This is a genomic window from Sediminimonas sp. (assembly GCF_024637375.1).
GTDB lineage: Bacteria > Pseudomonadota > Alphaproteobacteria > Rhodobacterales > Rhodobacteraceae > Sediminimonas.
Window position 1 is genome coordinate 1 of record NZ_JAGXFK010000070.1, and the last position, 7,047, is coordinate 7,047.

The 7,047-nt window shown below is 68.3% G+C and carries 6 protein-coding genes and 2 tRNA genes; 3 read left to right on the forward strand and 5 right to left on the reverse strand.

Going from position 1 to position 7,047, the window contains the following annotated elements:
* Positions 1-862, forward strand: an 862-nt coding sequence (locus Q0L89_RS11355; protein WP_296765110.1) for a UbiA family prenyltransferase, incomplete at its 5' end; no start/stop codon positions are given.
* Between the two features lie 216 nt (positions 863-1,078).
* Positions 1,079-2,548, forward strand: a complete 1,470-nt coding sequence (locus tag Q0L89_RS11360) for a hypothetical protein (protein ID WP_296765113.1) — start codon at positions 1,079-1,081, stop codon at positions 2,546-2,548.
* Between the two features lie 215 nt (positions 2,549-2,763).
* Here the strand turns inward: Q0L89_RS11360 and Q0L89_RS11365 are convergent, their stop codons facing one another.
* The 4 genes from Q0L89_RS11365 to Q0L89_RS11380 all read right to left on the reverse strand — a co-directional run bounded on the left by Q0L89_RS11365 (position 2,764) and on the right by Q0L89_RS11380 (position 5,814).
* Complete coding sequence (locus Q0L89_RS11365; protein WP_296765114.1) at positions 2,764-2,982, reverse strand: hypothetical protein; 219 nt, start codon at positions 2,980-2,982, stop codon at positions 2,764-2,766.
* Positions 2,979-3,743, reverse strand: coding sequence for a hypothetical protein (locus Q0L89_RS11370; RefSeq protein WP_296765117.1), 765 nt, complete (start codon positions 3,741-3,743; stop codon positions 2,979-2,981). The genes Q0L89_RS11365 and Q0L89_RS11370 overlap by 4 nt, the downstream gene beginning before the upstream one ends.
* Before the next feature lie 15 nt (positions 3,744-3,758).
* Positions 3,759-5,495, reverse strand: coding sequence for a hypothetical protein (locus Q0L89_RS11375; RefSeq protein ID WP_296765120.1), 1,737 nt, complete (start codon positions 5,493-5,495; stop codon positions 3,759-3,761).
* 242 nt (positions 5,496-5,737) lie between these two features.
* A tRNA-Arg gene (locus tag Q0L89_RS11380) sits at positions 5,738-5,814 on the reverse strand.
* 176 nt (positions 5,815-5,990) lie between these two features.
* On the opposite strand from Q0L89_RS11380, the gene Q0L89_RS11385 reads away from it, so the two are divergent.
* Positions 5,991-6,066 (forward strand) — tRNA-Ala (locus Q0L89_RS11385).
* A 261-nt stretch (positions 6,067-6,327) separates the two neighbouring features.
* Here the strand turns inward: Q0L89_RS11385 and Q0L89_RS11390 are convergent.
* Positions 6,328-7,047: hypothetical protein (locus Q0L89_RS11390; protein WP_296765122.1), on the reverse strand; the 720-nt coding region annotated here is incomplete at its 5' end.

Below are 7,047 nucleotides of genomic sequence, written 5' to 3' on the forward strand. Positions count from 1 at the left end.
GCAGCGTCAGATGTGTATAAGAGACAGGATCAAGAACGTGCTGATCTTCGCCCCGATGGTCGCGGCGCACGCCTTCTCGGGGGCAACCGCGATGCAGGCGGGGCTGGCCTTCGTGGCCTTTGCGCTGGTCGCCTCGGGGGTCTACGTGCTCAACGACCTGCTCGACCTCGGCCCCGATCGCGCCCACCCGCGCAAACGCAACCGCCCGGTGGCCTCGGGCGCGCTACCCATCGCCCATGCCAGCCTCATGGTGCCGGGGCTGTTGGGGGCCGGGTTCGGCGTGGCCTCGCTGCTGGGCTGGGCCTTCGCGCTGGTGGTGGCCGGCTACCTGGTCGCCACGACCGCCTATTCGATGTGGCTCAAGCGACGGATCGTGGCCGACATCGCCACGCTGGCCGGGCTTTATACCTTGCGCATCGTGGCTGGCGGCGTGGCCACCGGGATCACGCTGTCGGTCTGGCTTCTGGCGCTGTCGATCTTCCTGTTCTTCGCGCTGGCCGCGGTCAAGCGCCAGGCCGAGCTGGTCGATGCCGCCGAGCGCGGGCTCAGCAACACCTCCGGCCGCGGCTACCGCGTGGACGACCTGCCGCTGGTGGCGCAAATGGCGACCTCGGCGGGGTTCGTCGCGGTGCTGGTTCTGGCGCTCTACATCGACTCGCCGCAGGTGCAGGCGCAATACGACCGCCCGGCAGTGCTGTGGGGTGTGTGCCTGGTACTGCTCTATTGGGTCGCGCGAATCGTGATGGTCACCCATCGCGGACGCATGCATGACGACCCGCTGGTGTTCGCGATCAAGGATCCGATCAGCCGCACCTGCCTGGTGGTGACCGGGGCGCTGTTTGCCGCCGCGACCTTCCTCTGAGCGCCTTGCCGCATCGCAGCAAGGGAGAAACCGGCGATTTCCTGCCAATGAGGGCGTCTTCTCTGCGTCGCAGCAATGCGAATTGTTGCGGCATTAACGGCTCACGCGTAAACGAATCTCATGCGAATCGTTCAATCCCCCCCCTCCGGTGTCGCCCTGCGGCGCGCTGCACGTACACTCCGCGCCAATCCGCGCTACGGCCTCGCCGGCGGCGCGATGGTCGTACTGACCGGAATTGCCGTTCTGGCGCTGGCCGTCGGAGTGACACCGCCGCCGGCCCCGCTTGAGGCGCCGCGCCCTGTTCTGGTGCGCGCACCGGGGCTGGAAACCGCCGTGATGCCGGTGTCGGCCGCACCGGTGCTGCGTGCCGACCGCGCCCTGGCGCGAACCGCCCCGCCGCAGGTTTTCACAGGCGTGCGCCCCGACAACCTGCCCGGCCTGAGCCACATGCCGGCCCCCGAGCGGCACTGGCAACGCCTCCCCGGGGCATTGGCGGATGCGCGCGCGACGCCCTCGCCGCTTCCCCCGGTGGCCGCACCAGCGGCGACGCCAGCGTCCGGTGCCCCGCACGCCGAATACGTGGCCACCGCCATGCCACGCCCCGAGGCCCGGCCCCGCGCCCGGCCCGCCGCTTTCGTGGCCCGAGCCCCACAGACCGCACCCGACCGCACGGCAGCGACGGCAGCGACGGCAGAGCGGGTCACCTCGCTGCGCCCGCGCAAGCGTCCAAGCCGCGTGATCGCACGAGCGACCAGCGCGCGCGCCGACTCGCCACAGGCACAGCCCACGCAACAGGCGCCGGCCGCGCGGGTTCAGAAAGTCGCCGCAGTGGCCTCGCAAACGCCAACCCTGCAACTCGGGGCACGCAGCAGCAGCGACAACGGGAACTGTAACAGCCGCAAGCACACCCGCGCCATGCCGCGCCGGGGTTCCGGGGCGACGGCGGGCAGCGCCGTCATGGCGCGCCTCGAGGGCATCGAGGGCAGCAGCCGCGACGCGACCATCGCCGCCGAGGCGCTGGCCGGCAACCTGCCCGGTTTCCTGCGGCAACTGTCCCCCGTCACCTTCACCGGGCGCATGGCCGACGGCACCGCCGCGCAGGTCACCCTATGCGTCACGCCCGACTACCTTGCCGTCGGCGACGACCGCGATTTCGTGCGCGTGCCGCTGGGGCTGCGCGCCGCCACCAGCATCGCGCAGAGCTTCGACATGATGTTGCCGACCTCGCGCATGGTCGACGCGATCTATGGCAACGCGCAACTGCGCCTGCCGCCCCGCCCGATGGAGCCGGGCCCGCAGATGACCTCGACGGCCTACCTGCTACGCCACAACGCCACCATCGAGGGGCAGCGCGCAAGTGCCGGCGTGCCTGTGGGAACGCTGATTTCCGGCCACAAGAAGGATCTGGTGCTGAGCAACCGCATCACCCAGCGGCAGGGGCGCGTGGCGATCTACGGCTGGCACCGCCGCAGCGGCAACCCGATTCAGCCGTTGAGCACCGTGCACGGTGCCGGCTACGCCGACTACAGCCATGGCATCCGCCTGGTCAGCAAGATCGCCTATGTCAACGGCCGCGCCGTGGACCTGCGCCAGATGCTGGCCGATGGCCGCTATGCCAGCCTGATCAGCAAGGAGGGCCCGATCGGCGGCCCGCGCCTTCTGATGGCATCGCTGGCCGCGAACTGACCGCCGCTGCCTGACGGTGCCGCGCCCGGCGCGCGCCGGCATTTTCGGGCTCCGGTCTTCGCTTGCCCCCGACATGCGGGCTGCCCTGTCACGCGGAAGGCGTGCCCGCGGTACGATGGCGGGCACGATCCTTCCCGGTGCCGCGACCGGAATGGGCGGGCTCGCTAGCGGCCTGTTCCCCGCGTACCGGCACCCCGGGGATACGCGCGGCGGCCCTATTTCACATCCTTGAAACAGCGGAACCCGAGGTGATAGTTCCGATGACTGCTGGGCGACATCACCTGCCCGCCATGCCAGTAGGGCGCGCGCCAGCGGCTCCAGTGAGTGTGGGCGCGCACGGTATCCCAGATGAACCAACTCCCCTTCATCTCGGTCACGCCCAGCTTGCGGCTGCCGCGGCTGGCCATCTGGTCGGGGGCCATCGGCAGGTTCATGTGCTCGGCCGCGTTTCCGTCAAGGTCATAGACCCCCAGCGGGCTGCGGCACTCAGGGAAACTGCCCGCCGGGTAGGTGTTCGACCCGCAGCCGGTAAAACTGCCGCCGTTGCAACTGGCGCTCTTGGAACTGCCGGTGGCGCAGACGCCGCGGCGCCATTTCTTGCCGATGCTGTAACGCCGGTCGGCGCGTATTTCTGGTTGTGGGCAGCGCGCGCACCGCCGTGGCTACGACCGAAGAAATAGTCCGGCGCCAGCAGCCGCCCGGCCGAGGCGCCCTCCCATTCATGCGCGTCGCCGATGCGCTTGCCCTCGGCGGCGCAGAGCCGGGCCGCCTCCGAGGCACGCACCCATGTCACCGGGTACATGCCCGGCACGTTGGGGTATTCGAACATGTCCACGCAAACCTCGGCATCCTCGGGGCGCTCGGTCTGCGGATCATAGAGCGGCGCCATGAAGCGCGCGCCGCAGATGCGCTCGAACAGGGCGTTGCGGTAATACCGTGTCGGATCCTGGCCCAGCTTGGCCTTCACGTCCGCGGGCGTCATCGGGTGGCGCGTCACCGCCGGGTTGCCCTGTCCGATATAGCGCGAGCCGGCGAAGATTTCGCGCACCCGCTTCATCACGGCGTCGCTCAGCCCGCGTTCCTGCTGCATCTGTCGCAACATGCGCGCGTTGTTTTCCTGCAATGTCTGCGCCTGCGCCGGCACCGCCGCAGCCATCAGCCACAGCGCCAGCACCCCCTTGGCAATCCGCTTCATGACAGTCCCCTCCCCCTATTTCTTGCGCAAAAGATATATGAAATCGCGATTGTCCGGAAACCCGACGAAACGCGGGATCGGCGTGCCGTCGCGGCGGCGGGGATCGACCTGCGCCATCTGGCTGACAAGGTGATGCGCGACCAGGTCTTGTTCGGACTTGGTGTAATAGGCCATGTAGGTGTGCTCCTGCGAGTTCATGTCCAACAGCATCGCGTAGTCGCACCCGTAGGCCTGGAAGACCCGCGCCATGGCCGAGGGCGTGGCGGTCGAGAAATAGGCGTAAATCAGAAACTGCCGGTCCTGCACCGTCTTCATGCAGGCCCCGGCGCGCAGGGTCCGCAGATCGGCATCGGCCGATCCCGACCAGTTGCCGCCGCCCCAACTGCGCACGAACTCGCCCGGCACCCCTTGGCCGGTCTCTGGGTCGGGCGCGATCAGCGGCACGCCGTTCTGGCGGGCAAAGCGGATCCGCGGCAGCAACGCCTCGTCGGCCTCGGTCCATGTCTTCATGCCGATGGTGCCGTCGTTCAACACGTAGAGCGTCGAAAGGTTGGGTTGCAGTTTGCTCAGCACCACGCCTTTGCTGACGAACCCGTAGTGGTGGCCATGGTTGTAGGTGGCCATGTCGCTCCATTTGAACGCGCCATGGTCGCGCTTGAACCCGCCGGTGAAGGTCGCCGCCACGCGATCGGCCAGCGACGGCTTCAGCATCCCCGCCCGCACCAGCGGGTCGGCGCGGTTGATCCCGTCGGGGCCCGGCGTGTTCCGGTTGCGTCCCTTCCCGCGCGGGCGCGACGACCAGCCCAGGCGCGGGTGATCCGTCCCCACCTCGTAACCGACCTCGAACCGCTCCAGGTCGAAGCCGACCAGGTAGACGTCGGCGCGGCGCTCGATATGGTCCAGATTGCTGGTCTCGCCACGCCGGTTGAGGATGTCGGGATGGATCATGCCCGGCTGAACGGCGCTGGCATAGACGCCCGGCGCGCCCTCGGCGGCGTACCAGCTACCCGCTTCCATGCGGCCGCCGGTGGTGGCAACGAGATCGAACCCGGAATACACCTGCATTACCGGCGCCCCGGCGACCCGCGCCCGGCCCAGGCTTTCGGCAACACCGCCCGCGTCGCCGCCATCGACCGTTTCGCTCGATTGCATGAAGGCATCCTCGTAGAACGCACCCTTGATCATGTCGACGATGCTTTCACCGAACATGATGTTGTCGCGCAGAAATTCTGCCACCGCCTCGCGGTTGGTGCGCGACCCCGAGACGCGGTTGCGCAGGTAGGCGCGCTGGCCGCAGATCGGGGCATAGGGCAGCCCGCTGCGTTGCGCATCCAGCAGCTCGGGTGTGGCCCCCGCCCACGGCCGGCACAAATGGCGCGCCCCGTCCTCTTCGAAAACCAGCGCCGGGTCGTCGCCGCCCTGCAACGAGATGTGCCAGGTATCGGAGGCGGCGCTTTCGATGTGAAAGGATTGGCCGCGCAACCCCGCGCCCGGCGCCGTGACCGTCAGCAGAAACCACGAATTGATCGTCGGGTTGAGATTGACCAGCCGCGCGGAGAGCCCGTCCGCCCCGGAAACCTCCTGCGCCTCGCGAAAGGGCTGCAACTCGATCACCGTCTTGGTGGCGTCGACCTCGTATTGCGCCCATTGGCGCTCAAGCTGCGCGGCGCGGTCGCGGTCCGCATCGGTGGCCAGCGCCGCGCCGGCCATAGCGGCCAGCGCAACCGCCGCGGCGCCAGCCTGGCGGCGCATCCTTGCCGTGAAATTTGTCTCGTGAAATGGCACCGTCACCCTCCATGCACCGGGCGAACCGGCGCGCGGGCCTGGTTCCGCCCCTGAACCATCGCGTGAAATGCACGCGCTATCAAGGATGACGTGGCAGCGTGCATCCCCCAACCGTTTGTATTGCATAGCAAGATGCGATTCTCCATCGCTTTCGGGCGCGTGCCCCGGCGCCATCGCGCTCGGCCCCGCGCGAGCGGGCAAACGGCGCGTGGCGACCCCGGGAGGACTTGAACCCCCAACCTTGGACTTAGAAGGTCCCTGCTCTATCCGGTTGAGCTACGGGGCCGCGCGCGCCCGCGCACATGGTGCGGGCGGGGCTTTGATACTGTGCAATCCCGGCGAGTTCAAAGACCAAATCCGCCCGGGCAGAGCCAATCGCCGGATGGGCGCGAAAATCCCGCGCCGCGCGCATCCGTACGCTTGCAATCCCGCGCGCGGATGACATATAGAGCCGCGCAGGTCGGGGCCGTAGCTCAGTCGGGAGAGCGCGTCGTTCGCAATGACGAGGTCAGGGGTTCGATTCCCCTCGGCTCCACCAAAACACCAGTTCAGCGTATTCGGCCATGATGCCCACGAGGTGTGGAAAGCCATCGGCCCGCGTCTGGCCTTGGCGCACCGGAGCGCAAGGCCCGCGGCGCCGGCTTTTCCCGGGCGCCGAGATTGCCGACATGCCGCGCGAAGGCCCGAGGGCAGCGCCCGCCGTCGTGCTGGAAGCACGCCTGTGGCATGAGCGGGCGGTCGGGCGCTGCCCGGGCCTTGCGACCGGGTGAGGACAAGTTGCCATGAGCATTTGCGCATATTACCCGCCCACGGCATAGGCCAGCGCGTCTTTCGCAAACTGCATGAGACGGCCACCATTTGCGACATGATCCAGAATTGCGGCGCCGGCAGCACCGCCCCCGACTTTCGCGGCGGACATCACAGCCGTATCGGCAACCCTGCCGCAATACGCCGCAACCTCTGTCAACGCCGCAAGCATCCGCTGGGCAATGTCTCGCAGGCGGCCCTTGTCCGGCGTCTCGGCGTCGAGTTCCTCGCTCGCCTCGTCAAGTGCCGCCCAGATGATCGTGACCTGACCGGCAAGCGCCGGGTGGTCCTCGACCAACCCCGGCGGCGCGTTATGGGATCGCTGCGCAGCCGTCGCATACCCGGCCAGGAGGGCCTCCTTTTCGGCCAGTAACGCTGCCGCCTCGGCGCGCAGGCGGTGAAGCTCCCAAATCTCGCGGATTTTCGGGTTGATGACCTCCGGCCCCGCGTCCCATGTGTCGGGGTCGATCAGGGCGATCTGTTCCAGCATTTCCCATGTGCGCGCGGCATCGGGCAGCATGGTGCGGCCCGCAAGCTGCGCGTCGTACCAGTCGAGCCAGAATTGCCAATCGGCGGCGTCCGGCCCCTTGGCGACTTGCGCCTTGATCTCGCTCCACTTCTTTTCCAAAGGGTTCTCCCCCTCGGGCCAGAGCGGCAGGGCGTCGGGCAGGGTTCCGTCCGCCACCTGTTCCGCATCCGTTCTTACCACAAC